Here is a 25,611-nt window from a genome sequence, read left to right as displayed (position 1 = left end):
GCGACGCCAACATCAAGCCCGAGCCCGCCGAGCCCACTACACACGCCGCCTCAACCTCGAACTCCAACCATGATCCCGAACGGCGGCTGCCGTACTAGACATGCTGGTGGAATAACGTCGTGTCCCAGGACATAGTTGATAGTCACGTCCCTGCCAGATGCTTATCTATTAGACGATTGATCGGGTCGGATCAGTTTTTTCTCTTGTGTGAGAGTGAGCACCGAGAACTTGGCGTACTGCAGGATAATGCTGCGATCGACTTCGTTGTCGACCGCTACGATCTGTAGCCGCCCCCGGTACCTCTTGCCTACGTCGCTGAGTAGGCGATAAACATCGCTCACGCGGTCAAGGTCGAATCCTTCGTGGCCTGCATTGGCCGAGACTCCGTCTAAGATAAGCAGGCCAGGCATCGGCAGATTGCGATCAATGGCGACCGTATGGTGCGCCAGTGCGTGGGCGATGTTAACGAGTGTCGTTAGCCCTTGACTTGACAATTCCTCGAAGGCTCGGCCAGACACTATTGGCTCGTATGTGGTCCGATTTATGCTGACGGTAAGCTGACCGCCGAGGCCGCCGGGTCGAAGCTTGCGCAAGTATTCAAGCAATCGTCGCTCGAGTGCCTTGATGTTTTCCTCGCCCTCGCCAAGGTCAAGTTTGCGACTCTTGAGTTGCGCCTTGACGGCATCTAATTGTTCCTGCAATTCCTCGCGGTTTTCAAGGTCCCGTTCGTGGCGTTCCAAGAGCTCGGCGTAAGTGCGGAAGTTGCGGATCTCGGATTCCAGGCGAGCTTGCTGCGCGGCGCTGTGTTCGAGCGCATTAGCTCGGTCGGAGACGAATGCCGTGGTGTGCCGATCGAGTTGCCGCGCGATCTCGGAGATTGTTACGTCTAGGTTGCGCACTTCGCTTTCAAGAGTGCTAAGTGCGTTGCTGCGGTTATTAATGACATCGGCGGTTTCAGTGATCTGATTGGCGATTCGGTCTTGCTCGGCGAGCATGTCTGCCCGAGAGGGCGCTGGTCGGGGGTGCTGCAAGCACAAGTAGCACTTGTCGGGCTCGGTGCGGGCCGGCACTACGTCATTGCCGCAACGGGGACACACAAGGAAGTCAAAGTCAACCAACCACTCGTCAGCCACGATTGCCCGGGTAAAGCGCGCCGACTGGCTTGATAGTTGCTTGTGCAGGTCGTGCAAGTCCTGGAGTTGAGCTCGGATGCGAGTGACGCGGTCCGCCAGGTCAGCTCGCCTTGTCCGAGCCGCCAGCAGCGTTCGACGTATCTCCTCAACGCCAGGTATGGCAACGACCTCTTGGGCGATGGCGGAACGTTCCGCGATTACTCGTTCCAGCTCGTGCCTCCGAGCCGCGATGTGCTCCTGCAGGACATTACGATCGGCGAAGGGAGTCTCTGCCAGGAACTTTTCACGGACCTCGGCAGCCTGATCGAATCCAGCGATCTGCAGCTCAAGGGATCTAAGTCTTGCTCGTTGATGAGCCTCCGCTGGGTCATAGAGGCCATAGGCGAGTTGGAAGACCCACTGCCGCTTGTTGTTCTGCCAGTTGTCGCCGCTGCCCATCAGCTCGGTGTCGATTTCGTTCCCGGTGATGATGCAGTAGGTTAGCCAGTCGGTCATCGTGACCGGGTCGGCGGCGCCGTTAGCGGTCTTACTGCCTTTCGGAACATCGATTGCTGGGATACCGAGTTGGTCAAGCAGAAACAGGCTGTAGGAACGCGTCCTGCCCTTGACGGGCAGGCGAAGCGAGACGGGTTCGCGGTTCGCGGCAGGTTCTTCTTCGCTGACTTCGACCAGCGCATCGGCAGTTGTCGTGCGTGGCCGGTATACGTTCCAAATCGCCGGCCCGAGGTACACGCGCCCGCGAATTGCGGTGACGTGCTCAACTACCTCCGGCGGCAGCTTTTTGGGCATGCTGCCGAGCATGGCGCGTATTAGCTTAACGAGTGTGGTCTTGCCTGTGGTTTGGTCGCCGTGGATAAGGTTGAAGCCTGGCCTGAAGAGAATGGGAGGATGACCGCCGACGAGTTCGACCTCGATGAGTTCAAGCCGGTGACGATTATCTGGCGGCATGGCTGCTGCGGTCTCGGTCGGCATGAGATCGCCGCTCATGTCAGGTCCTCGTGCCAACCTGCATCAGCTACCTCGGGTAGCTGGTACAGGTAGTCCTTTAGCGTTGTACCTGACTTGTCAAGATGGCGGCGCAGCAGTCGAATTCGTGCAACCGTTCGAGTAAAGCTGGCATCCCGGGCGAGCTCGGCGGAGAGGCCTGCTCCTCGGTCTGTGGTTCGGTACCCGAAACCCCTTTTTCCGTGAAGCGGGTGGACTTCAACCAGCCCTCTGCCGATGAGTGAGCCGAGTACGGCGAAGTATGAGGGATCCCAGGGTCCGTACCGGTAACGCATCATTCGCGCATCCAATGGTGCCTCGTCGGGATTGAGCATCGGAAGGTTGTTCGGCGTGACGCCTATGGCCTGCAGTACGCGTATGAGGTGCCGAGGATATCGGAGCAGGAAGTCCAGCTTTGCCAGCTTTACCCGACCCTCAAGGTGCCGTACCTGGCCGCGACCCGTACGGCTGAAGCCGTCGATGAGCAGTAACAGGCGCGCCTCAGCCTCGCGGGATGATCGGAAGCGCCCTCGGCCATTGCCGGAGACCGGTGGAGATGGCGGTGGGCCATCACAGATCGATCCTCTGTCGACCGGCGACGTGACAGTTGTGGTACTCACTCTGCCCGCCAGGGGAAGCGGCAGACGTCAGACAGATGCCCCAAGTAGCCGTATAGAAGCTCTGGGTCCTTATCGAAGAGCGACATACGATCACAGAAGGCCAGGTCACTTGGCCGGCTGAGCAGATCATGAGTGATTGCTTCCGCCGAACGGATCACCGTCGCTGGCGCACTCGCTCCGGAGAGCGCGATTTTTCGCGCGGTTGCCTTCGCCATCGTTAGAAGCCGATCGGCCAGCTTTTCCAGATCGACCTCGGCGCTCTCCCGGCTGGCGAGCAGGAGTCGGCGTTGCACCTCCATATCGGCGCGCAGCTCCTGCGCACGGCGGATGGTTTCCGTGCCCGCCCCAGCGCGTAGCATCTTTAGCTCCAGCCACGAGGCACTGCCCCCACTCGCCATGCGCGCGAGCATGTCACCGTCGGAGTCATTGGGGCGTGGTGGCGTTATCGCCATAAGTATTTCGCGGCTGAGCATTTGACGGCTTAATGCGCCGATCTCCGCTGTACGGCCGTCCTGAAGGGCTCCCGAGCTGTCGAAGGTTAAGGTAGCGAGGTGATGCTCGATCATTGAAGGCCGAGGAGCGGCCTCTTGAGCCGCCGTGGCGGCCTTTAAGAGCCGTTCGTAAATCTGTTCGCGTTCGGGCTGCGACATCGCCGGCCACAGCCTGCCCAGCTCGTGCAGCACTTGAGCGTCGATATACGCTCGCGATGGCTGGTTGTCGCGAACAACGAGCCGCTGTAGGAAGTCGCGCAGGCAATCCCTTGCTAACCCTGCCGATAGGATCTTGTCCTTGAGCGGTTTTAGAGCGGAGGTAGGATCCGCGACGAAGTCCTTGGTCTCTGGCGAGTCTGCCGCAGGCCCCTCCAGCCATAGCTCGAACGTTGCACGCTCATGCAGATCGACTCGCCGACACTCGGTGTATGAACGAACCAGCGACTTGATTCCCTTGTCGCACATCATTGCCGCACTCCAAGACCCATGATCGCGGGTCTTGAGCTGCATAAAGCGGAATCCAGTAGCGTGGATGACGGCAATGTCCTCCAAATGCTCGCATAGGACGTACTGGGTATCGCCAGCGAAGCAGGTCAACCACTGGCGCACCGCCTGCTTGGCTTGCCAAACATAGCGAGCGAAAGTGTCTATGCCAGTGCCATCGCTGCGTACCTGTGCAACTTTGAGCAGCGACTCCAACGGTTCAACCGCCGAATCAGGCTCAGTATCGGTCACAGCTCACGCCGCCATTCCACCGGAGAAACACCGACAGTCGACTACGCAACGTAGCCTTCGATTTACCCGACGTGCCGATGTTACAGATCGCCGAGTTCCCCGTCGACCCCTATGCAAGCTGGCAATCACGCCCAGTGCTTGGCCCTGCAGTCAGGAAGTATTCCAGGAGGGAACAGATGCCCTGGTGGTTGCGCCTTCGATCATGCAAACGATGGCGGCCCGCTTGCGGCTGTCGAACGACGCGTTGCTGATCAGAGCGACGCCTATGGGAGGAGTCTGCTGGTGTAGCCGGCAGCGACCAGTCGGGTGTAGGCGCGGCGGACCTCGGCGGGCACGTCCTGGGGTATGGCGAAGCCGAGTTCGGCGTACTTGTCGATGCGTTGGGTGTCGCCGACGAGCATGTCTATGACCCTGGTGGCGTTGCCGATGCTGGTCACGTAGTCATCGAGTGAGAGCGGGTGGGACGCGCAGATGACATCGACCTCGGGCCAGAGCTTCTTGCAGGTGGCGTAGGCGCGGCGCTGCTGGTACGGCCGGGACATCAGGATCACGGATTGTGCCTCGACTTGGTGCTTGGCCAGTAGGGCACCGGTGAACTCGATGTTTTGCCCGGTGTTTTTGGCCTGTGTCTCGATGAGGATCGCGTCGGCTGGTACGCCATGTTCGATGGCGTATTCGCGGTAGTGGACGGCCTCGCCTCGGGGGAACGTCTCGATGGTGGTGGGCGCGTTGGCACCGGTGAAGACCAAGCGTGGGTACATCTTCCGGTGGAAGAGGTCGACTGCAATCTTGGCGACACCGAGATCATGGCTGCCCAACCCGATCCCGACATCGTAAGGTCGGGCATGGTGGTGCATGTCGTGGTAGTCCCACAGGCACTCGACGTCTGCGCGTAGCGCGGGTGGGACGTGTGGCGGTGTCGTCATGTTCTGCCCCGAACGGACGGCGTGGGGTCGTGTTGGTGACAGCATCTCGCGTGCGGTGCGGACTGCCCCGGAGGCGGTAGCCGGGTGAACTGGCGTGTTCCGATCGGACACGGTCGGTCGGTGAGCTGCGGCATCGTCGAGGGTGACTCTCAGACGATCGACCGCCGTAGGCTGGCCGGTGTGGAGTTGACGACGACCGCGCGGGACCTAGCCGAGTCCCTGCTGAGTGAGTCGCTGCCGCGACGGTGGCAGCACGTGCAGGCGGTGGCGGCGAAGGCAGAACGTGTCTCGGTCGTGCTTGACGGGCCGGATCGAGCGGTCCTGGTGGCGGCGGCCTGGTTGCATGACATCGGCTACGCGGCACCCCTGGCACACTCCGGCTTTCATCCGTTGGATGGTGCCCGGTGGCTGCGGTCTCAGGGTGTGCATGAGCGGGTCGTGCGCCTGGTTGCTCACCACACGTGCGCGGTGTTGGAAGCCGACGAGCGAGGATTAGCCGGTGAGCTGGTCGCCGAGTTCGCGCAGGAGGAGTCAGCGACTGCTGATGCTCTCTGGTACTGCGACGCGACGACTGGACCGGACGGGCAGAATTTCGATGTGTTCGAGCGCTTGAACGAGATCCGGGCGCGCTATGGGCCTGATGCGCTCGTGACTCGGTTCATCAACCGGGCGGAGCCGGAGATTGTGGCAGCGGTGCGGCGTACTGAGGCTCGCCTTGCTGACTTTGATGGAAATCAGCCGATGTAGGGCTTCGCTAGGTTGGCGTATCCGTGGTCGATGCGTAGCCGCATGGATGGATGAATCTTCAGGTCGTCCAGTTCGGCTTGGCTGATCCACGCGACCCGGGATGACTCGTCGCTCTCCGTCGGTTGGCCGGACAAATAGCGGGCACGGAAGCAGATCGAGAATTGTTGACGAACCTCGCCATCGGTGTACGCGATGATGTGGTTAGGGTCGGTGTAGATGCCGACCATGTCTGTTACTTCAACGTCGATTCCGGTCTCCTCTTTGGTTTCTCGAACAGCAGTTTCGGCGATCGACTCACCAAAGTCCTGCGCGCCTCCGGGGAGTGCCCACAGCCCGTTGTCGGTGCGCTGGATGAGCAGGACACGGCCCTGGTGGTCCAGGATAAACGCGGTGACAGCAACGACGATGCTGTTCGGCTTGGGGGCGTTGGCGTCGTGGAAATACTCGGTCCGTGCCATGTTCAGTGCGCCTCTCGTTGCGGCCAAGCAGGCTTGGCCATCGACCATATACGGTCGAAGCTGTCGGCGTAGAGGTTGAAGAGGTCACCGCTGCCGAGCCTGCGGAGATGCAGCGTAGGCGAGTGGGCCGCTGGAAATCCGAAGACGTGCGGGTTTACCAACATCTCGTCATCGAACTGGTAAATCGAGTTGTACAGCGTCGTGCTATGCAGCCCTAAACTCACCCCATCAACCTCTCGGAGCTTGTCGTACCAGGTTAGGACGTTGCGGATCTTCGCGGAGATTGCGTTGCCAATTCCTTCCTCGGCCCCACGTTGCGCAACCTCAGGCGAGTCGGGATCACCGAGAAGAATCCGCACCTTGGCTCCGGCTTCTACCCGTTCGCGGAGTATGGAAATCAGACGCGGGTGTTGCTCGGGCAGGAAGAGTCCGGCGTAGACCAGGATTGAAACTTGCTGGGTGGGGGTCGTAAGTAGACGCTGCCAGAGTTCTACTGGCACTGCTGCGCGGCGCGGGTAGATCTGCACCAACTCCGACTGGGCGACCTCGGCTGCGCGCGTTGAAGACAGGGCTTCCGGCCATAGGTGCGACTGGGTCTCACCGAGCTGGGTCGCGATCGCGTGGCGGTGGCGCGGGTACGGGATGCGATCCTGGGTGATCCATCGCTCGACCGTCTTGGGATCGACTCCAGCAGTTGCCGCAAGGTCAGCCGTGGTTAGCTGGTTGCGGTGCATGGCATCGCGTAGACGCTCGTTCGGCATGTCGACCTCCGGGACATCTAGGGACGTCTGAGATTAGAGGTGGACGTCCGTCGTTGTCCAGCGGCGCGGTGAAGTTGTCACGCTGCGCCGACGACAGTGATGGTCATGATCGAGCCAATCGCTACCGCTGAGAACTGCACCTTTTGCGCTGGTGCGGGGTGGAAGCACGTCGTGCAGCGGGCGGCGCTTCGGGTGTTGGCGCAGGCGGCGCGGCCGGCGCGGGCGTTGACTCGCCGGTCGTGTCTGGACTGTGGTGGGTCTGGCCGCCTGTCGGTCTCATGAGCTGGCACCGGGATGGGTGCTGGAGGAGTGGTCATGGGGCTCGGCCGTGCCTGCTGGGGGTGCCCGCCCGTCTCGGTGCCATCCAACCTTGCGGATTGGGGTGGCGGGGGTGACTCCCGAGCCGGGTGATGTGGTGCGGGTCGATGGATATGCGTCCCCGCAGTTCCGGGGTAGGTCGGCGTTGATCTTCCGGGTGATCTCGGTGTGCAAGAAGGACACCTACTACGGGTGGGCGTGGCTGACTGGCTATGTGCTGGATCAGGCCGGTCTCGCGGTGGAGAAGCGGGAGATCTTCGTGAAGAAGTCCGGCCTTCGGCCCGTCGTCCGCAGCCCCGCCGGCACGCCGGCCCCGTTGGCGGTGCGGGGTCGTCGTGTTTGACATTCGGGTACGTCTCGGCACGGTCTACCACCTGTCCGCCGCCGAAAGGTTCGACCCGTCTGCCAGGCCGACGGCGTTGCGGGTGACCGGGGTCAGGTTGGTGACCAACCGGCCGGAGTCGGACGGCTGGCTGTGGCTGGAAGGATTCAAGACCCTGCCGGACGGCACGCTCGGCGCGCAGGTACAGGTGTTGGTGCGGGCGTCGACGCTGCTGCCATGGGCTGGTCAGCCGTGAGCGTCTACCTGTCCGCCGCCGTACGTGCCGAACTGGCGGCAGCGCAGGAACAGCTTGACCGGCACACACCGTCGAGCGGAGACGACTGTTGCACGGGCTGCGACGAGGCCGGGCCGTGCGCGATGCGGCGGGCGGCGCTACGGGTGTTCGGCCGGTACGGGTGTCCGCCTCGGCGGTGGCCGGGTGCCTCCCGCCCGGAGTTGATCGCGGGTGGTGGCTCGTGGGCGGGGTGGTTGACCCCTCCGGCTGGGGATGGACTGTCAAACGGCTGACTCGGGTTGTGCTGTCATGCTGCGAGCATCTACGCTCCTGTATTGACATGACGTGATCTTTCCTGCTGGAGGGCTTGTGATGGCGTACGAGGTTCCGACTCCGAAGTACCTGCGGGTGTTGAACACCCTGCGGGGCCGGATCGAGGACGACACGTACCCGCCCGGCACGGCCCTGCCCTCGGAAAGCCAACTCTGCACAGAGTTCGGGGTGTCCCGCCCGACGGTACTCAAAGCCCTCGGCATCCTGAAGCAGGACGGGTGGATCGAGTCCCAGCAGGGCCGGGGCAGCTTCGTACGGGGCCGCCCGCCGTCAGGCCGTACCTCGCCGCAGCACGCCCGGGACGCGGTCGAGCTGGACGAGACCGCCGACACGGAGATCCTGCATGTCGGCCCGGTGCTGGCTACGGCCCGGATCGCCGCCGAGTTGAACATCCCGGAAGGCACCCCGGTGTACGAGCGGCGTCGCCGCACCGTTTCGCAGGTCGGGCCGGTGGATTTGGTGGCGACGTTCGTGCCGGTGGACATCGCCGTCGGCACCGGGATTACCAAACCTGATCCGATCGATGGTGGCCTGCTGGAACACATCGCCCGGCTCAAGAGCCTGCGGGGCGACTACGCCACCGAACGGATGACCGCCCGCCGGGCCAGCAAAGACGAAGCCGAAGCCCTCGCAGTACCCGCCGATGAGCCAGTGCTCAGCGCAGTGATCACCGTCTTCCAGGCATCCGGCGAACCCATCATGACCTCGGTGTTGGTGATGCCGGGCAGCCGGCACGAAATCGAGGACACCTACCCCCTGTCCTGAGCGGGACTGCGTTCCCTGCTGCTTCATCCTGCGGACTTCTCCTGTAGCTCAGCGGCGAGGGCAACGACTTCACGCTCGTAGAAGAGCAGGTCAGCTCCCACCCGTGCAGGTCGCAGTTGCCCTCCCGCTATCAGGTCGTAAAGGACGGGCCTGCTGGCGCCGAGTAGGGCCATGGCTTCTTCAGCGCGCAGCATCGGCGGCGGAGGCGAGCTATGGAAGCGTATGAGATCCGGGTTGTACCAGCTTCGGGACTGCCTCCAGATCCAGTACTCGTGATGTAGTCGCCTGCGGCTACCTGGGCTGCTCATCTCGGCAAGAAACTCGTCGAGTAGATCGAACAGCCCAGCACTGACGGTTTGATCGTCCGCTGCGTTGAGTGGGTGTCTGGCGTTGCCGTCGAGTACCAGACGTTCGACCAGACCCCACCAGGTCAGGTTGTCCCCGTCATCGAGCTTGAGAACCAGGAACTCCCGGAAGCCGTCAAGCACAAGCCCCTGTGCACCGATGTCCAACCCCTGAAGGAACGTAACCAGCCTGTCGTAGGACAACTCGCCACGTCCGAAGTAGAGGCCGGGCCGCTTTCGTACGTTGCGTAGTAACTCCCGGTAGTCCACCCCACGCCTTCCATCGGCTCGCGGTCACACCAACTGGGCGTAGCCATTCTGCGGGCTGCGATGCGGCAGAGCTTGGCTGCCTTCGTCCAATGTGTGTGAACCTCACCCAAGCCTTGCTTGTGTTTACATGTTGACGTAACTTGGTAAACCAACCGGATGTCAGACGGCGTCTGGTGAGGTTTGGAGGTTGCGTAGTGGTTCCGCTGACGTTGAAGGTGCCGGTCCCGTTCGACTACGTCTTCCCTGCCGGGGCGCTGTGCCTCGGCGTGGATGCACAGGTCGACTTCGACCGGCGTTCAGAGCTGGACAACCAGGCTCGGGACAAGGAAACCGGGGAGCGGGTGTGGGTGGTTCGGGTGTTGGACCTGGACCTGGACCCGGACGCCGGGAAGTTCGGTCGGTCCACTGAGGTCAAAGTGAAGATGATCGCGCCGCATCAGCCGGTCCCTCCGGCGTCGGCGGTTCCGGGTTACCCGCCAGCTATCCAGTTCGAGGGCCTGACGCTGACCCCGTACGTCGACTCGCAGCGGTGCAAGTCGTCGGGGCAGTGCAAGGCATGCATGGCGTACTCGCTGCGGGCTACGGCGATCAAACCGGCTGCTGTCGCTGCGGCTGCTGCCTGACCAGTTTCACACGCGGGGCGGGCCGTTTCCCCGCCAAGAGTCCCGGCCCGTCCCGCGTCCCCAACCCACCCCTCAGCTTGTGAAGGAGGGCCTTGTGCCCACCGTAGTTCACCCTGCCCCCGATCACTCCTCTGAGCGCCTCCCACCGCTGTTCGGGCGGTGGTCGTGATGCGTCGTACTCGTTTCGTCCGGCTGCGGCACACGGTTCGTGAGGTCGAGGCCGTTCTACGCGGTGCGATTGGTTTGCCGTCGGCTGCCGCTCGGGTGTACGCGATCTACTGCCCGCACTGTGAGGAGTGGGTGAAGCCGCGTCGGTTCGATCTGCGGCGGATGGCGTGCCGTACGTGTCTGGCGACGTTGGCTCGTCCGCGCCGGTCCCAGATCGCTTGGTGGTGACCGGCCGTACCGTTGATCAATGTGATTCCGGGAGAAAAGGTCCGGTCGCACCAATGAATGTACGGCTCCCAACGCGGACGGTGCCGATACCGGGGTTCCCGGCGGAGGCGTTGCATCGCCATCGGGACGAGACGGAACCGGACGGCCGGGTGTTGGTCTTCGCCGATCGGGACGGCGGTCCACAACGGCGGTCGAACTTCCGGCGGCGGGTGTGGCTCCCGTCACTTGTGCGGGCCGGACTGCTGGGCCGGGTAACCCAACTCGGTGAGCGGCGTTGGCTGGCGGTGTGGCCGGACCAGGCCGGCAGCGAGCAGCGGGCCGAGTTCACCAGCGAGGCGGCGGCCGTGGCCCGGGTGGTGACGCTGGCCTATGGCGGGTTGCGGTTCCACGACCTGCGGCACTCGTACGCGACGTGGCTGATCACGGACAGGGTGCCGGTCAACCTGGTCCAGCGGGTGCTGGGGCACGAGCAGGCGTCGACCACGCTCAACCGCTACACCCACACGCCGGACGACTACACCGATCGGGTCCGTCGGAGCTTCGCTGACGATCTGCTGACTTTCCCGCCGCTGGACCCGGAATCCGCGTCCGAAACCGGGCTGGAAAGTAGCCCTGAGCAGGGCGAGAAGGCCCCTGAAGAAGGAGACGACCCCCGTCGGGGGGAGACGGGGGTCGTCTATGGGGCTCGGCTCCGGGGGGGTCGAGCCGAACCCGCTCAGCGGTCACGGGGGGTGCAACCGCCGAGGGTCTGCCCAGGACACAGGATCAGATGAAACCGTGTCGTAAATACAAGCATGCCTGAGTCGAGCTGTATACGTCGAGTGGCGTTAACTCCACACCGTGCGAAACTAAGAATTTTTCATGTGATCGCCATCACCGCATGACTGATCTGCGGGTCAGGACTCCCAGCCCAGTGACGTGCTTGGGTGACCCCGCGCACCCGCCGACGATAGACCATCCGGCTAGACTTTCGCGCCGTGGGCCGAAGTGCCGCTTTTTTTGATCTAGACAAGACCGTCATCGCCAAATCGAGTGCTCTGGCGTTCGGACGGCCGTTCTACCGGGATGGGCTGATCACCCGGCGTGACGTGGTCAAGTCCGCGTACGCCCAGCTCATGTTCCGGCTGGGCGGCACCGACGAGCAGACGATGGCGCGTACCCGGGACTACCTTGCCACCCTCTGCAAGGGCTGGCAGGTGGACCAGGTCCGCCAGATCGTCGCCGAGACGCTGCATGAGCTGATCAATCCGTACGTGTACGCCGAGGCAGCCGCTCTGATCGAGGAGCACCAGGCTGCCGGGCGGGACGTGGTACTCGTCTCCGCCTCCGGCGAGGAGATGGTACGGCCGATCGGTGAGCTACTCGGAATCACCGACGTGATCGCCACCAGGATGACGGTCGAGGACGGACGCTACAGCGGCGAAGTCGAGTTCTACGCGGCCGGACCGAGCAAGGTCGACGCCGTGAGCGAACTGGCCGAACAGCGGGGCTACGACCTTGCCGAGTCGTACGCCTATTCCGACTCGATCAGCGACCGTCCCCTGCTGGAGTGCGTCGGCCACCCCACCGCCGTCAACCCGGACCGGACGCTGCGCAAGCTGGCCACCGAGAACGCCTGGCCGGTGCTGGAGTTCCGGCACCCGGTTCCGCTCGGCCGACGGCTACGGCAGCGTCCCGCCGTGCCGGTGGCGGCAGCCGCCATCGGGGTCGGGGTCAGCGTCGCCATCGGCATCGCCTGGTACGGCCGGCACCGCCGGGCCCGGACCGCAACGGGCTGACCGGCTCGGACCGCAACGGGCTGCCCCGACCCGGCGAGGGTACGGAATCGACCCGGACGGGTACGGATCAGCCCGGACGGGTACGGATCAACGCGGTTGGAGCAGGTCAGGCGGCGGCGAGGATCTCGTCGCCGATCACGGTGAGCTGCTCCGCGCCGATCTCCACGGCTGTCATGTAGTGCCGCAGCCAGGACCTGAGCCCGTCCGGCGTACCGGTGGCGAAGGCCCCGGCCGCGCCGACGTACTCCGGCTCCCGCTCCCGGTGGCCGACGTCTACGGCGACCAGCCCACGGGGGTCGAGCCCGGTGGAGAGCAGGGTGAGCCGGGCGGCGGCCCGCGCGACCACCCCGGAGGGCCCGACGAACGGCCGCAGCGCCAGCAGTTCGCCGTGTACCACCGCAGCCAGGACCAGCGGCGACACCTTGGTACCCCCGGCCACCAACTGGGCCAGACCGTCCAGCCGTGCGCCGATCGCCAGGTCGGCGACCGGGCGGAGGGCATCCTCGGCCGCCGGACGACCGAGCGCCTCCTCGGCGACCACCCCTCGGGCGGCCAGGGTGTGCAGCTTGGCCAGCACCTGTCGAGGTGCCCTGGGCCACAGGTCGGCCAGGCCGGGCAGCGCCCCGGCGACCCGCAACGCCCCCTGGAGCACCGGGTCGGTGACCGTACCGGCGCGGACCGCCTCGCGCTCGTGGGCGTACCCCTCCAGGGCTGCGCTGGCCACGGCGGAGCGGAGGCTGACCTCGGCCGCGACCTGTCCGCCGTGCCGGCGTAGCGCGCGGTGCCGCAGCGCCTGGTCGACCCGGTCGCGGGCCTGCTCTACGGCCGGTCCGATGTCGGTGAGGGTGAGCAGCGGGGCGAGTGGATCAGTGGTCACGGTGACCACGCTAGCGACCCCCGACCGGCCGGCGCTCAGCAGCGGCCATTCGGCGCGTCGGTTCGGCCCGGTCCTGGCCAACACTCGCCCTGACCAGGGCGGCACAGTTAACCTTCCTAGCCGAGACATACGTCACCCTGACGCAGGAGGAGCCCCCACACCATGAGCGAGACCCTGGCAAATCTGCTGCAGGAGACACGGGAGTTCCCGCCGCCGGCCGCACTCGCCGCCGAAGCGAACGTCACCGCCGAGGCCTACGCCGAGGCCGCCGCCGACCGGCTGGCCTTCTGGGACAAGCAGGCCCGTCGGCTGGACTGGGCCAGGGACTGGGACCAGGTGCTCGACTGGTCGAACCCGCCGTTTGCCAAATGGTTCGTCGGTGGGCAGCTCAACGTCGCCTACAACTGCCTGGACCGGCACGTCAAGGCCGGTCTCGGGGACCGGGTCGCCATCCACTGGGAGGGCGAGCCGGGCGACACCCGCACCATCACGTACGCCGACCTGCTCCGGATGACCAGCCAGGCGGCCAACGCGCTGACCGACCTCGGCGTCACCGCGGGTGACCGGGTGGCCATCTACCTGCCGATGATCCCGGAGGCGGCGGTCGCGATGCTGGCCTGTGCCCGGATCGGTGCGACGCACAGCGTGGTCTTCGGCGGCTTCTCCGTCGACGCGCTGACCAACCGGATCCAGGATGCCAGCGCCAAGGTGGTGATCACCGCCGACGGTGGCTACCGGCGGGGCAAGCCCTCGGCGCTCAAGCCGACCGTGGACGACGCGGTGGCCCAGTGCCCGACGGTCGAGCACGTGCTGGTGGTCCGACGTACCGGCGGGGAGGTCACCTGGACCGACAAGGACCTCTGGTGGCACGACACGGTGGAGACGGCCGCCGAGCAGCACGAGGCGCAGCCGTTCGACGCCGAGCACCCGCTGTTCATCCTTTACACCAGCGGCACGACCGCCCGCCCGAAGGGCATTCTGCACACCACCGGCGGCTACCTGACCCAGGTGTCGTACACCACGCACGCGGTCTTCGACCTGAAGCCGGAGACGGACGTCTTCTGGTGCACCGCCGACATCGGCTGGGTGACCGGGCACTCCTACATCGTGTACGGCCCGCTCTCCAACGCCGCCACCCAGATCATGTACGAGGGCACCCCGGACACCCCGCACAAGGGGCGCTTCTGGGAGATCGTCGACAGGTATCGGGCGACCATCCTCTACACCGCGCCGACCCTGATCCGCACGATGATGAAGTGGGGCGACGACATTCCGGCCGGCTACGACCTGTCGTCGTTGCGGCTGCTCGGCAGCGTCGGTGAGCCGATCAACCCGGAGGCCTGGATCTGGTACCGGCAGCACGTCGGCCGGGGTGAGCTGCCGGTCGTGGACACCTGGTGGCAGACCGAGACCGGCGGCATGATGATCTCGCCGCTGCCGGGGGTGACCGCGGCCAAGCCGGGCAGCGCCATGTCGCCGCTCCCGGGCATCAGCGCGGACGTGGTCGACGACCAGGGGGTGCCGGTACCGAACGGGGGCGGTGGCTACCTGGTGCTCAGCGAGCCGTGGCCGTCGATGCTGCGCACCATCTGGGGCGACGACCAGCGGTTCATCGACACGTACTGGTCCCGGTTCCCCGGCCGTTATTTTGCCGGTGACGGTGCGAAGAAGGACGCCGACGGGCACGTGTGGCTGCTGGGCCGGGTCGACGACGTGATGCTGGTGTCGGGTCACAACATCTCCACCACCGAGGTGGAGTCGGCGCTGGTCTCGCACCCGTCGGTGGCGGAGGCGGCCGTGGTGGGGGCCACCGACCCGACCACCGGGCAGGCGATCGTGGCGTTCACCATTCCCCGTGGTCATGTGGACACCGCTGGCGAGGCCGGCGAGGCGCTCATCGCGGAGCTGCGTAACCACGTCGCCAAGTCGCTGGGACCGATCGCCAAGCCGCGTCAGATCATGCTCGTACCGGAGTTGCCGAAGACCCGGTCCGGCAAGATCATGCGGCGGTTGCTGCGGGACGTGGCGGAGAACCGGTCCCTCGGCGACGTAACCACGCTCCAGGACTCGTCGGTGATGGAGCTCATCTCGTCGGGCCTGACGTCTGGCAAGTCCGACGAGGACTGAGCCTCCGACCTGGACGATTCCGGTCGATGGCATGAATATCCGCCTCGGGCCTTTCGGCAGGCGACGAGTAGGGTAATAGTGAAATATTTCGATGGGCGGACCATGTCGGTCCGCCCATCGTGGATTATGGTCGATTTACCACATCAGACCGGCTCCGGCCATTGCCTATCGTCGCGCGAGATGTGACATAGGGGGCGTGCCACGACAAGATCTTGCAATAAACCGGCGTACATACTTCCCAGCGATCGCGCCAGTGTCTAGGTTGCACATTGATCCCGTTAACGGGATCGATCTTCCGGCCCATACTGCCGTTGGGCCGGGTCACCTAACACCGGAGGTACCACGTGCGCAAAGTCGCAGTGGGGCTGCTCGGGCTTACGCTGACCGCGGCGGGCGCCACCTTCAGCCCGGCCGCCTACGCCGCACCGCATGCCGATGCGCCAGCCACAGCCCAGTCGGCTTCCAAAGCGAAGCACTCGGACGATCTGCCCAACCCCTTTGAGTCCAAGCGGCGCGCGCTGCGGGAGAAGGGCCTCTCCGAGGTCCTGACCGGCCGCGCCAAGGCGGAGAAGCGTAACGGCAGCACCGTCGTCAAGGTTGGCGAGACCGTACGTGCCGCCGCGCCAGGTGCGCGCGGTGCGGGCAGCCAGCAGACCCAGGACCAGTACGTCGAACTGGGCCGGGAGCAGACCGACCGGATCTTCGTCATCCTGACCGAGTTCGGTAACGAGCGGCACCCGAGCTACCCGGACAAGGACACCGACCCGGACACGCCGGGGCCGGTCCGTTTCGACGGTCCGCTGCGTAACGAGATTCCCGCGCCGAACCGCGCGGTGGACAACTCCACCGTATGGCGGCCGGACTACAACGCCGACTACTTCCGCAACCTGTACTTCGGTACGGACGAGGGTGGCGAGTCGCTCAAGCAGTACTTCGAGTCGCAGTCGTCCGGACGCTACAGCGTCGAGGGAACGGTCACCGACTGGGTGAAGGTCCGCTACAACGAGGCCCGCTACGGCCGCTCCGGCGACTTCGCCAACCAGGACCCGGCGGTCTGCGCCGACACCACCTGCACCAACATGTGGGCGCTGGTCCGGGACGCGGCCAACCAGTGGGTGGCCGACCAGCAGGCGGCCGGTCGCACCGACGAGCAGATCGCCGCAGACATGCGGTCCTTCGACCAGTGGGACCGTTACGACTACGACGGCGACGGCAACTTCAACGAGCCGGACGGCTACATCGACCACTTCCAGATCGTCCACGCCGGTGGCGACGAGGCCGACCGCGACCCGTGGCAGGGCGAGGACGCCATCTGGAGCCACCGCTGGTACGCCTACGTGAGCAGCGCCGGCCTGACCGGACCGGGGTACAACCTGGCCGGTGGCACCCAGATCGGCAACACCGGGGTGTGGATCGGTGACTACACGGTCCAGCCGGAGAACGGTGGCCGGAGCGTCTTCTACCACGAGTACGCCCACGACCTCGGTCTGCCGGACGACTACAACAACATCAACGGCGGGGACAACAACAACGAGCACTGGACCCTGATGGCCCAGAGCCGGCTCGGTTCCGCGACCGACGCCGGTATCGGCGAGCGCGGTGGCGACCTCGGCGCCTGGAACAAGCTGCAGCTCGGCTGGCTCGACTACGAGGTTGTCGTGGCGGGCCAGAACCGTACCCTGACGCTTGGCCCACAGGAGTACAACTCGAGCAAGCCGCAGGCCGCCGTGGTGGTACTGCCACAGCGGGAGTACACGTTCGATCACGGCGCACCGGCCGAGGGCTCGAAGCAGTTCTTCTCTGGTAACGACGACGATCTGAACAACTCGATGGTCAAGACCCTGGACCTCACCGGGAAGACCAGCGCGTCGCTCTCGCTGAAGGGTCGCTACTCGATCGAGCAGGACTACGACTACTTCTACTTCGAGACGTCGGTCGACGGCGGTGCGAACTGGACGGCGCTGCCGTTCTCGGTCAACGGGCAGCCGGCTCCGACCGACCCGGCCGGCCGGGCGGCGCTCGGTGGTAGCAGCAACGGACAGTGGTACGACATCGACGTTCCGCTCGACTCCGTGGCCGGACAGGTCGTGCAGTTCCGGTTCCGTTACTACACCGACGGTGGTGTCGCCGAGGGTGGCTTCTTCGGTGACGCCATCACCGTGACCGCGGACGGGCAGACCCTGCTTTCCGACGGCCTGGAGGACGGCGGCGCTGGCTGGACGCTCAACGGCTTCACCGTGGTGGAGCAGTCGTACACCCAGATGTTCGACAACTTCTACATCGCCGGCCACCGCTCGTACGTCGGATACGACAAGTACCTGAAGACCGGCCCGTACTACTTCGGCTACGAGAACACCCGGCCGGACTTCGTCGACCACTACGCGTACCAGACGGGTCTGCTGATCTCGTACTGGAACACGCGGTACACGGGCAACGACACGTTCGAGCACCCGGGTGAGGGTCGCAACATGATCATCGATGCGCACCCGCAGCCGCTGTACAACCTGACCGGCCAGCCGTGGCGGGCCCGGGTCCAGGTCTACGACGCGCCGTTCAGCCTGCGTAAGGCCGACTCGATGACCCTGCACATCAACGGCCGGCCGATGTACGTCCGCGGCCAGGCGGCGCAGCCGCTGTTCGACGACACCAAGCAGTACTGGTACCCGGAGCTGCCGAACCACGGCGTCAAGCTCCCCGCCACCGGCACCAAGATCCGCGTGCTGGACGAGGACGGTACCTCGATCAAGATCCGGATCTCCTGATCTCGTAGATTGATCGTTCGCGGCGCCCGGGGTTGGGCAACCTCCCCGGGCGCCGCCCTTTTCAACCTGGGCCGCTTGCCCAGCCCAAGCTCGACCTGGCACGCCGTTACCTGTTGACCTTCAACGGTGAGATCCGCTCGGAACCGGTCCGCCCGGATGACCGGCCAGCGGCAACCGTGGCCGCGACGAGGAACCGTGTCACCATGGGCGGCGTCCAACGGAGGTGTACGAAGTGCTGGAACGAGCCTTCCGGTCCACCGCTGGCCGACTGATCGCAACGACGGCGTTGACCCTGCTGGTGGCGGGCTGCGCCGACACGGGACCCGCCGTCGAGCCGGCCGGTGCCCCGGCCACGGGATCGTCGCCCGTCGGCGGATCGACGCAGTCGCCGACCGGTGTGCCCGGTGGAACCACCGAACCGGCGCCGGGACACGCTCCGTCGACATCGCCAGGGGTCCCACCGTCGACCGTACGCCCGCCGTCCGGGCCACCGAAGAAGCCGACCGACAACCTGCCCAGTGACCGGATCGCGGGCCGGATCACCCGGGGCGGCTCCGGCCCGTGCTACGGGTTGGTCACCGACGACGGCGTCGAATACGCGTTGTACGGCCAGAATGCCGGAACGTTCGCGGCCGGTAGCCACGTCCGGGTCACGATCGCGCCCCAACTCCTGCGTATCAGCTGTGGCTCGGGCCGCCCGGCCAGCATCGTGGAGATCAGCCCGGTCAGGTGACGTCCAGCGTCAACCAGTCGTAGTCGTGCCGGCAGGTCGGGCCGACCGCCAGCCCGAACCGGCCGGCAGCCACGTCGAGCAGTACGGAATAGACCGTCTCGGACCGGTCGAGCGGCGCATCCCGCTCGTCCACGTGCCGGCAGATGCTGTGCGGGAAGCTGGCGTGGTCCCGCAGCGCCGTCGCCAGGTCGTCCTCAGTGATCGTCCGTTGCGCCGCCGGTGCGGCCAGCAGCCGGCGTACCCGGGCCGATCGGAAGAACGTCGAACCGCCCCAGTCCTTCATGGTGTCGTGGACCGGCAGCGGAGTCTCCAGGTGGTTGGCATGGGTGATCAGCCCATCGACCGGATTCAGCCAACCGACGTCCCCCGGCACCAACTCCAGGTCGATCAGCTCCCCGCCGGCTTCGGCAGCCTGTCCGATCAGCAGGTTGATCGAGCTGTTCCGCGGTGCCCGGCACACCGAGCGCAGCGCCCCGGTGAGGGTGTCCGCTTCCAACGCCGCCCGTAACAGGACGTGGTACGGCACACCGGACTCGCTGCCGTCCCCGGGCAGCCCGTCCCGGTCACAGCCGAGCATGTTGACGCAGACACCCACCTGGGCGGAATTGAGCCCGGTCTTGGCCAGCATGCCCGCCTCGGTCAGCGTCAGCACCGTGTGGCCGGTCTCGTCCCGGGTGGCCAGTAGCACCATCGCCTGCCGCTGGTCGGGATGCCAGTCCCAGTTCTGCCCGAGCAACAGGTGCCCGTTGGCGGTGTGGGTACCCAGCACACCGATCGACGTACACGCCCCGTCACCGCCGTCGGCTCGGCCGACGTCGAGTGCGCGCGGGCCGGCGTCACCGTCGGGTCGGCCGACGTCGCCTTCGGGTCGTTGGGTGCCGTACGCCGATTCGGTACGCCGGGTGCCGTAGAGCAGCTCGGTACGGCCGTTGAGGGCGTATATCTCCGCCACCGGTACGTCCGCACCGGCCGCCACCCCGTCCAGCATCTGTGCGATCCGGGGCAGCCTGGACCGGGTGCTCCGCCGGAACGCCTCGCCGCAGGAATGTACCTCGGACTCACCCAGTCCCGCCTGGTCACGGAACCGTCGCAGATAGAGGGTCAGATTGGCGGCGATGAGTTCCCGGGCGGCGACGCCGTACCTGGTGCCGCACTCTCCCGGCTCGCCGCGCACCTGGATCAGCGGGACAGGCAGATCGTCGGCTGTCTTTTCAGTCACGGAAATCATGTCTGCACGGTATCCCCGAGACCCGCCGCATTCGTCGATATTCCTCGGGGCTTTCCCGGCCGGGAACTGTCACTCCGGCCCGAAAAACCTGGGGACATCCCGGAAGATCCCCTGATCACTGCGGTCCTAGGGGCTCTGTCATCGGCGATCACACCTAGGCTGTCGGCATGACCCAGCAGCGAGGCGGCGGCCGAAGTCCCGTCGTCGACGAATCCTGCGTGCTGACGGACGGCCCATGGCAGCACCGTTTCGTCGGCGCCAACGGAAGCAGATTCCACGTAGTCGAGGCGGGCACCGGACCAATGGTGCTCTTTCTACATGGTTTCCCCGAGTTCTGGTGGGCCTGGCATGAAATGTTGCCCGCAGTCGCTGACGCCGGCTTTCGCGCTGTTGCGGTTGATCTACGCGGTTACGGTGCCAGCGACAAACCACCACGGGGGTACGACGGCTACACCCTGGCCGCAGATGTCGCCGGGCTGATCCGGGCGCTGGGTGAACGTACGGCCACCGTGGTCGGGGCGGGTGCCGGCGGCCTGATCGGCTGGACCACCGCCGCGTTCCATCCACGCCTGGTACGCCGCCTCGTCGTCCTCGGCGCTCCGCACCCGTTGCGGCTACGGGCCGCCATCTTCGCTGACCCACGTGGCCAGTTCACCGCGTCGACTCCGATGCTGAAGTTCCAACTCCCCCGCTACGAGCATGTGCTGACCCGGGACAACGCGACCCTGGTCGACCAGTTCCTGCGCCGGTGGGGCGGGCCGAACTGGGTGGCCAGCGCAGCATTCGACGAATACTCCGCACGGTGCCGGGAGGCCATGCGGATCCCGCAGGCGGCGTTCTGCGCGATGGAGGGCTTCCGATGGGCCTTCCGGTCCGTCCTGCGGCTGCACGGCTACCGGTTCGTACGACTGATGCAGCAGCCACTGAGCACACCGACACTCCAACTGCACGGGGCACTCGACGAGGCGTCGCTACCCCGTACCGCCCAGGGGTCGGGCCGCTACGTCACCGCCCCGTACGAGTGGCGGCTCCTCGACGGGGTGGGGCACTTCCCCCACGTCGAGGCACCCGACCTGGTCCTCGGCGAGATCCTGCGCTGGACGAAGTCCTGACCCGGACCACGACCGAGCGGACACCACACCCACGAACGGCACCGGGGTTGGCCGGTGACGTCCGGGTCCGCCTGCCCCACGCCGGGACGACCTGCTGATCCCGGGCCTACGGGTCCCGGGCCTACTGGTCCCGGGTGTCAGATCCGATGCTCGCGCAGGTCGGTCACCTCGTGCGCGGGCGCCCAGCCCTGGTAGACACCGAAGTCGAAGGCTTCCAGCCCCATCGACTGGGCGATCGGCCAACGCCCACCGGTGTACTCGACGCGTAGCCAGGAGTCGTGTGCGGCCAGCACGATGAACGGCTGCCCCTGCCAGGAGCAGGTGGTACGGACGTACGCCAGGTCGTCGACCTCGGTGGCGGGTACGACCCGGACGAACCGGCCGGGGCGTGCCTCGGTGAACCCGTCACCCGGCTCCGGCTGGTAGAGCCGTACCTCGTCCCCGTCCGGGCTGGCCTCGTACTCCCGGCCCCGCCATCGGGCGGTGTAGCCGTCGCGCATCAGTCTCCCCCGACCTGCCGCCAGCGGCAGACGTCACTGTCCAGGGTGGCGACCAGCCGCTCGGTGCCATCGGCGCCGACCCGCCACATCTCGGTGCCGTGCGGCAGTCGGGCGCTGTCGACCTTGAACTCGGCGACCACGTCACTGCTCTCACCGGGAGCGAAACCGTTGCCCCGGAAGGGAGCCCGTTCGATCACCCAGCCTTCCATCGCCCGCATGGCGGCCTCGGTCTGCCCGCCGTACGGAATCCGGTACAGGCTCGGTCGGTAGGCGGGCCACCGCAGCAGGTACACCTCGTCGGCGTCCCGGGAGAACGGCGAGCCCGGGTAGTTGAGTCCCAGGGCCGCGTAGAGCTTGGCCGGCGTGTTCAGATGGGCAACCTCGGTGACCCGGTGCAGGAAGCCCGAGACACGGTCGTAGCCACGGTCGAGATAGAACGACAGCTGGCTCGGCGAAATCATCTTCTGCATCATTATCGGCCGGCTCGGATCCTCCCGGGCCGGCGCGTACGTCGACCGGGGTTGCGGCTCCTCGACCGGGTTCGTCTCCACCGGCTCGGCGGCACTCACGTCGTCCCCGAGCCCCAGTTCGGCGGCCCAGTTGGCCAACGCGACGATCTGCGCACCGGGCAGCTTCGCGCCGACCGGGGTACCCGGGTTGACCGCGAACGACCAATCGTCATTCGGCCACCGCCGGATCAGCCGTACGAACTTCTCACTGATCGTCTCGGCCGATCCGTCGAGGTGGTCGGCCAGCCGCTCGGGTGAGGTGAACACCACGACGTACGTCTCGCCGTCGATCCGCTCGGTATGCCAGTCGAAGCCGTCGTCACCGGGTCGACTGCCGGGTACGGACAGCGCCGAAACCGGCAACAGCACCCTGGCCAGCAGCAGCGTGGACAGGAAGCTGTCCGTACTGCCGTCCTCGACCGCGTCGAGCAGACTCCGCTCGACATCGTTGGCGGGGTCGAAGTCCGCTGGGATCGGCGTCGGCAACGCCGGCGGGTCGGGTTCACGGTCCACGGCCGGGGCGGAGGTGGCCGGCACTTCGGCCGGTCCTTCGTCGATCTCGTTGCCGAACAGGTCGGTCGACGACTGCTCAACCTGGGACAACTCGGTAGACGACTGCTCAACCTGGAACACGCCGGCCGATGACTGCTCGGCCTGGAACACGCCGGCGGATGGCTGCTCGACCTGGGGCGACCCGGTCGACGACTGCTCGACCTGGAAGAGGCCGGCTGACGACGACTCGTTGCCGAACAGGTCGGTCGACGACTGCTCAGCCTGGAACACGGCCTCCGCCGGCCGCACCGGCCGGAACAGGTCGAACTCCGTCGCGTCGACCGAATCCGCCTGTGGCTCGGGCTCACGATAGGCATCCGGCTCGCGATAGGCATCCGGCGCGCTATAAGCGTCCGGTTCGGTAAAGCCGGACCGTGCAGGCTCACGGAAGGCGTCCGACGCCGCGAAGAGGGAGTGCTCCGGCTCGCTGGGGTCGTCGTTTCCGGGGCCGCCGCTGACGGTGGGTACGTCGGTGGCGGGCCGTGGAACCTTCTCGAACAGGGAGAACGGCTTCTGCTCGGGCACCGGTGTCTCAACGACGTCCGGCGTACGCTGCGCGGGCTCACGGGCCGGCTCAGGCGGGCCGGCCGACCCGGCTGGCGGGCCAGCTGGCTGATACCAGTTGGGGAAGTGCGGCTCCGGCTGATCCGCCGGCACACCGCCCGGCGGGTCGTACGACCTCAGCGCATCCGGTGCACCGCCACCGGGCACCACGTTCGCTTCGTCGTGTCCGTCCCACACCGACGCACCGCCGTTGTGGCCGTTACGGCCACCCGGCCGGTTCGGACCCGGGAGGTCCGGAATCCAGGGCGACGAGTGGGTCGCCGGGGCCGGAGCGGGCGGTACGGGTTGCGCATCGGCCGGAGCCGGCGGCAGGGCGGACCGCATGGAAGGCACCGGCGGCACGGGGGGTACGGGCGGCTGGGCCGGCGGAACCGACGGTTGCGCCGGCAGGCTGAAAGGCCGCGTAGGCGCAGTGATCGCCTGTGCGGGCGGGGCGAAGGGCGGTACCGGGGGCTGGGCTGCGGGCGGAGCAGCCGGCAACGCGAAGGGAGCTGGTGACGTGGGGCGACCGGGTAACGAGCCCGGTGGGGCTGGCGGCGACACCGGGCGGTTCGGGACGGCTGCGGTGGCCCTGGCCCGCGCCGCTGTTTCGGCCCGGTCCAGTCGCGCTCGCGCTCCCATCGTCCGTCCGGGTAACCGGACATCGCCCCGGGCCAGCTGTGACACGAACCACGCCGGCAGGTAGCCCTCGATCGGCAGTCCCGGATTGACCGCCAGCCACCACTCCAGGTTGGGCCAGTCACCGGCCAACTCGTAGTAGTGGATCCGGCGGGTCGAACCCGCGTTCTCACCTAGGCACGCCCGCTGCGCGACTGCGGAGGTGAACGCCAACACGTGGGTGCGCCCGTTCGTGGTCCAGGTGCCCCAACCCGTCGGGACCTGCCCGGCGATGGTGTTGGCGGAAACCGGTAGCAGCAGTTCCGTACGCGAGAGGATCCGGAAATAGAGTTCCTGATCGTTCGCGCGCAGGGCATCCCGCATCGCAGCCTCGGCCTCGGTGGCCGGCTCCCAGTGGGTCACGGCCACCTCCCTTCCGCCGCAGAGGCCACAGGCATCGCGTACAACCTACAAGGTTGATACAAGATCACAATGACAGGCCAGCGGTGGATGCCGCGGCCGACTATCCACCGATAACATCCGGTCTCGGACCCGACACGATCTGAGAGGCAGACCATGCCTGGCCGGACAGCACGGACCGCGCTCGCCAGCCTCATGATGCTCGCATCTGTGCTGCCCAGCGGTGTTCTTGCCACTCCGGCAGCGGCCAAACGCGTCGCCGCGAGGTGCACCTCCGCACTGGCTCCAGTTGAACCCGTCACGGAGACCCCGTGGGCCCAGCAACGCTACCTGCCGAGCCGCCTGGCCCCACTGGCCACCGGCACCGGGGTGACCGTCGCGGTGATCGACTCTGGGGTCGACACCAGACACGCCCAGTTACGGGGCCGGGTGCTCAAGGGTGTCGACCTGCTCGACCGGGGACCCGACGGCAACCTCGATTGTGCTGGTCACGGCACTGCGGTGGCAAGCATCATCGCCGCTACCAGCCAGCAGGGCGTGGCTTTCCACGGGCTCGCACCGCAGGCCAGGATCCTCCCGGTACGCATCAGCGAACAGCAGATCATCGAGGGCCGGGAGTCGGGGCGTACGGTCACCCCGGCGCAGTTCGCCCGGGCCATCCGTTGGGCGGTGGACAACGACGCCAGCGTCCTCAACCTGTCCGTGGTCCTGTACGACGACAATCCGGCGGTCCGTGCCGCGATCGACTACGCGGTCGGGAAGGACGTGGTGGTGGTTGCCGCCGCCGGGAACCTGCACGAAAACGGTGACCCGCTCCCCTACCCCGCAGCGTACGAGGGGGTGCTCGGCGTGGGCGCCATCGGACCGGACGGCGTCCGCGCTCCCTTCTCGCAGGTCGGCACGTACGTCGACGTGGTCGCCCCGGGCAGCGGTGTGCTGGCCGCCGTTCCCGGGCGAGGACACCGCAAACAGGAGGGCACCAGCTACGCGGCCCCCTTCGTGTCGGCGACCGCCGCACTGATCCGCCAGTACTGGCCGGACCTGTCGGCAGCGCAGGTGATCGATCGGATCACCGCGACGGCTGATCCGGCACCGGCTGGAACGGACAGCCGGGCGTACGGCAGTGGGGTGCTGAACCCGTACCGGGCGGTCACCGACACCTCGTCGGTGGAGCAGCGGCCCCGGCCGGCCCGGGCGCTACCGGCGCAGCAGGTCGATCCGGCGGTGACCGCCACGCAGGAGCGGCGAGCGACGGTCCGGCAGCGGGCCCTGTGGTTGGCCGGGGTCGGCGGCATCCTCGCCGGGGCGGTGGTCCTGCTGGCCGTGGTGCTGCCCCGGGGCGCCCGCCGCCGGTGGCGTCCCGCCGGGCCGGCGGAGACGTGGGGGGGGCC

At 66.4% G+C, this 25,611-nt stretch carries 23 protein-coding genes; 13 read left to right on the top strand and 10 right to left on the bottom strand.

The window, feature by feature from the left end; translation table 11 throughout:
- Positions 1-161: 161 nt before the first annotated feature.
- The 3 genes from ACFQ4H_RS29305 to ACFQ4H_RS29295 all read right to left on the bottom strand — a co-directional run bounded on the left by ACFQ4H_RS29305 (position 162) and on the right by ACFQ4H_RS29295 (position 4,889).
- Positions 162-2,120, bottom strand: a complete 1,959-nt coding sequence (locus tag ACFQ4H_RS29305; protein WP_377577091.1) for a hypothetical protein — start codon at positions 2,118-2,120, stop codon at positions 162-164.
- Between the two features lie 613 nt (positions 2,121-2,733).
- A complete protein-coding gene (locus tag ACFQ4H_RS29300; RefSeq protein ID WP_377577088.1) occupies positions 2,734-3,963 on the bottom strand; it encodes a dsDNA nuclease domain-containing protein in 1,230 nt (409 codons plus the stop codon).
- 263 nt (positions 3,964-4,226) lie between these two features.
- Positions 4,227-4,889: a YdcF family protein gene (locus ACFQ4H_RS29295; RefSeq protein WP_377577085.1), complete on the bottom strand. Its 663-nt coding sequence runs from the start codon at positions 4,887-4,889 to the stop codon at positions 4,227-4,229.
- 120 nt (positions 4,890-5,009) lie between these two features.
- Here ACFQ4H_RS29295 and ACFQ4H_RS29290 point away from each other — a divergent pair, with 120 nt between their 5' ends.
- Positions 5,010-5,636 (top strand): HDIG domain-containing metalloprotein, encoded by a 627-nt coding sequence (locus ACFQ4H_RS29290; protein ID WP_377577082.1) that lies wholly within the window; start codon positions 5,010-5,012, stop codon positions 5,634-5,636.
- Here ACFQ4H_RS29290 and ACFQ4H_RS29285 read toward each other — a convergent pair.
- Both ACFQ4H_RS29285 and ACFQ4H_RS29280 read right to left on the bottom strand, forming a co-directional pair.
- Complete coding sequence (locus ACFQ4H_RS29285; protein WP_377577079.1) at positions 5,624-6,094, bottom strand: NUDIX hydrolase; 471 nt, start codon at positions 6,092-6,094, stop codon at positions 5,624-5,626. The two genes, ACFQ4H_RS29290 and ACFQ4H_RS29285, sit on opposite strands and share 13 nt — an antisense overlap.
- 2 nt (positions 6,095-6,096) lie before the next feature.
- A complete protein-coding gene (locus ACFQ4H_RS29280) occupies positions 6,097-6,855 on the bottom strand; it encodes an XRE family transcriptional regulator (protein WP_377577076.1) in 759 nt (252 codons plus the stop codon).
- A gap of 391 nt (positions 6,856-7,246) precedes the next feature.
- On the opposite strand from ACFQ4H_RS29280, the gene ACFQ4H_RS29275 reads away from it, so the two are divergent.
- From ACFQ4H_RS29275 to ACFQ4H_RS29260, 4 genes are all read left to right on the top strand, one after another.
- Positions 7,247-7,516, top strand: a complete 270-nt coding sequence (locus ACFQ4H_RS29275) for a hypothetical protein (protein ID WP_377577073.1) — start codon at positions 7,247-7,249, stop codon at positions 7,514-7,516.
- The gene (locus ACFQ4H_RS29270) at positions 7,509-7,751 is read left to right on the top strand and encodes a hypothetical protein (protein WP_377577070.1); all 243 of its coding nucleotides are present in this window, start codon (positions 7,509-7,511) and stop codon (positions 7,749-7,751) included. The genes ACFQ4H_RS29275 and ACFQ4H_RS29270 overlap by 8 nt, the downstream gene beginning before the upstream one ends.
- Complete coding sequence (locus tag ACFQ4H_RS29265) at positions 7,733-8,023, top strand: hypothetical protein (protein WP_377577067.1); 291 nt, start codon at positions 7,733-7,735, stop codon at positions 8,021-8,023. The genes ACFQ4H_RS29270 and ACFQ4H_RS29265 overlap by 19 nt, the downstream gene beginning before the upstream one ends.
- 79 nt (positions 8,024-8,102) lie before the next feature.
- The gene (locus tag ACFQ4H_RS29260; protein WP_377577065.1) at positions 8,103-8,828 is read left to right on the top strand and encodes a GntR family transcriptional regulator; all 726 of its coding nucleotides are present in this window, start codon (positions 8,103-8,105) and stop codon (positions 8,826-8,828) included.
- Positions 8,829-8,851: 23 nt separating this feature from the next.
- Here ACFQ4H_RS29260 and ACFQ4H_RS29255 read toward each other — a convergent pair whose 3' ends face one another.
- Positions 8,852-9,442 (bottom strand): helix-turn-helix domain-containing protein, encoded by a 591-nt coding sequence (locus tag ACFQ4H_RS29255; RefSeq protein WP_377577062.1) that lies wholly within the window; start codon positions 9,440-9,442, stop codon positions 8,852-8,854.
- Positions 9,443-9,636: 194 nt separating this feature from the next.
- Between ACFQ4H_RS29255 and ACFQ4H_RS29250 the strand changes: the two genes are divergently transcribed.
- The 3 genes from ACFQ4H_RS29250 (at position 9,637) to ACFQ4H_RS29240 (ending at position 12,239) form a co-directional block, all read left to right on the top strand.
- Entirely contained in the window at positions 9,637-10,065 is a 429-nt protein-coding gene (locus ACFQ4H_RS29250) for a hypothetical protein (RefSeq protein WP_377577059.1), read from the top strand.
- 449 nt (positions 10,066-10,514) lie between these two features.
- The gene (locus tag ACFQ4H_RS29245) at positions 10,515-11,234 is read left to right on the top strand and encodes a tyrosine-type recombinase/integrase (protein WP_377577056.1); all 720 of its coding nucleotides are present in this window, start codon (positions 10,515-10,517) and stop codon (positions 11,232-11,234) included.
- Between the two features lie 204 nt (positions 11,235-11,438).
- Positions 11,439-12,239, top strand: a complete 801-nt coding sequence (locus ACFQ4H_RS29240) for an HAD family hydrolase (RefSeq protein ID WP_377577053.1) — start codon at positions 11,439-11,441, stop codon at positions 12,237-12,239.
- 106 nt (positions 12,240-12,345) lie between these two features.
- Here the strand turns inward: ACFQ4H_RS29240 and ACFQ4H_RS29235 are convergent, their stop codons facing one another.
- The gene (locus ACFQ4H_RS29235) at positions 12,346-13,116 is read right to left on the bottom strand and encodes a Fic family protein (RefSeq protein ID WP_377577051.1); all 771 of its coding nucleotides are present in this window, start codon (positions 13,114-13,116) and stop codon (positions 12,346-12,348) included.
- A gap of 162 nt (positions 13,117-13,278) precedes the next feature.
- Here ACFQ4H_RS29235 and acs point away from each other — a divergent pair, with 162 nt between their 5' ends.
- From acs to ACFQ4H_RS29220, 3 genes are all read left to right on the top strand, one after another.
- Complete coding sequence (acs, locus tag ACFQ4H_RS29230) at positions 13,279-15,243, top strand: acetate--CoA ligase (RefSeq protein ID WP_377577048.1); 1,965 nt, start codon at positions 13,279-13,281, stop codon at positions 15,241-15,243.
- 359 nt (positions 15,244-15,602) lie between these two features.
- Positions 15,603-18,005, top strand: a complete 2,403-nt coding sequence (locus ACFQ4H_RS29225; protein ID WP_377577106.1) for an immune inhibitor A domain-containing protein — start codon at positions 15,603-15,605, stop codon at positions 18,003-18,005.
- Positions 18,006-18,237: 232 nt separating this feature from the next.
- Entirely contained in the window at positions 18,238-18,738 is a 501-nt protein-coding gene (locus ACFQ4H_RS29220; RefSeq protein WP_377577045.1) for a hypothetical protein, read from the top strand.
- On the opposite strand, the gene ACFQ4H_RS29215 is transcribed toward ACFQ4H_RS29220, so the two are convergent.
- Positions 18,731-19,966, bottom strand: coding sequence for a C45 family autoproteolytic acyltransferase/hydolase (locus tag ACFQ4H_RS29215; protein ID WP_377577042.1), 1,236 nt, complete (start codon positions 19,964-19,966; stop codon positions 18,731-18,733). The genes ACFQ4H_RS29220 and ACFQ4H_RS29215 overlap by 8 nt on opposite strands.
- Positions 19,967-20,133: 167 nt before the next feature.
- On the opposite strand from ACFQ4H_RS29215, the gene ACFQ4H_RS29210 reads away from it, so the two are divergent.
- Positions 20,134-21,078, top strand: a complete 945-nt coding sequence (locus ACFQ4H_RS29210; RefSeq protein WP_377577039.1) for an alpha/beta fold hydrolase — start codon at positions 20,134-20,136, stop codon at positions 21,076-21,078.
- Positions 21,079-21,215: 137 nt separating this feature from the next.
- Here the strand turns inward: ACFQ4H_RS29210 and ACFQ4H_RS29205 are convergent, their stop codons facing one another.
- Together ACFQ4H_RS29205 and ACFQ4H_RS29200 are read right to left on the bottom strand one after the other, a co-directional pair.
- Complete coding sequence (locus ACFQ4H_RS29205; RefSeq protein ID WP_377577103.1) at positions 21,216-21,581, bottom strand: hypothetical protein; 366 nt, start codon at positions 21,579-21,581, stop codon at positions 21,216-21,218.
- Positions 21,578-24,223 carry an SseB family protein gene (locus ACFQ4H_RS29200; protein ID WP_377577036.1) on the bottom strand — a complete coding sequence of 882 codons (2,646 nt, stop codon included), beginning with the start codon at positions 24,221-24,223 and terminating at the stop codon, positions 21,578-21,580. Before ACFQ4H_RS29200 ends, ACFQ4H_RS29205 begins: the two co-directional genes overlap by 4 nt.
- Before the next feature lie 153 nt (positions 24,224-24,376).
- Between ACFQ4H_RS29200 and mycP the strand changes: the two genes are divergently transcribed.
- The coding region (gene mycP, locus ACFQ4H_RS29195) for a type VII secretion-associated serine protease mycosin (RefSeq protein ID WP_377577034.1) at positions 24,377-25,611 on the top strand (1,235 nt) is incomplete at its 3' end.

The sequence above is a fragment of the Micromonospora sonneratiae genome (assembly GCF_042679305.1).
GTDB classification, from domain to species: domain Bacteria; phylum Actinomycetota; class Actinomycetes; order Mycobacteriales; family Micromonosporaceae; genus Micromonospora_H; species Micromonospora_H sonneratiae.
The sequence above is the reverse complement of the archived record's forward strand: the minus strand, read 5'-3'. Positions and strand labels throughout refer to the sequence as shown.

Coding starts and splice junctions, on each gene's coding strand:
- ACFQ4H_RS29305 (WP_377577091.1), bottom strand. CDS start 2,120: ATGAGCGGCGATCTCATGCCGACCGAGACCGCAGCAGCCATGCCGCCA.
- ACFQ4H_RS29295 (WP_377577085.1), bottom strand. CDS start 4,889: ATGACGACACCGCCACACGTCCCACCCGCGCTACGCGCAGACGTCGAG.
- ACFQ4H_RS29285 (WP_377577079.1), bottom strand. CDS start 6,094: ATGGCACGGACCGAGTATTTCCACGACGCCAACGCCCCCAAGCCGAAC.
- ACFQ4H_RS29280 (WP_377577076.1), bottom strand. CDS start 6,855: ATGCCGAACGAGCGTCTACGCGATGCCATGCACCGCAACCAGCTAACC.
- ACFQ4H_RS29265 (WP_377577067.1), top strand. CDS start 7,733: ATGGGCTGGTCAGCCGTGAGCGTCTACCTGTCCGCCGCCGTACGTGCC.
- ACFQ4H_RS29260 (WP_377577065.1), top strand. CDS start 8,103: ATGGCGTACGAGGTTCCGACTCCGAAGTACCTGCGGGTGTTGAACACC.
- ACFQ4H_RS29245 (WP_377577056.1), top strand. CDS start 10,515: ATGAATGTACGGCTCCCAACGCGGACGGTGCCGATACCGGGGTTCCCG.
- acs (WP_377577048.1), top strand. CDS start 13,279: ATGAGCGAGACCCTGGCAAATCTGCTGCAGGAGACACGGGAGTTCCCG.
- ACFQ4H_RS29215 (WP_377577042.1), bottom strand. CDS start 19,966: ATGATTTCCGTGACTGAAAAGACAGCCGACGATCTGCCTGTCCCGCTG.
- ACFQ4H_RS29210 (WP_377577039.1), top strand. CDS start 20,134: ATGACCCAGCAGCGAGGCGGCGGCCGAAGTCCCGTCGTCGACGAATCC.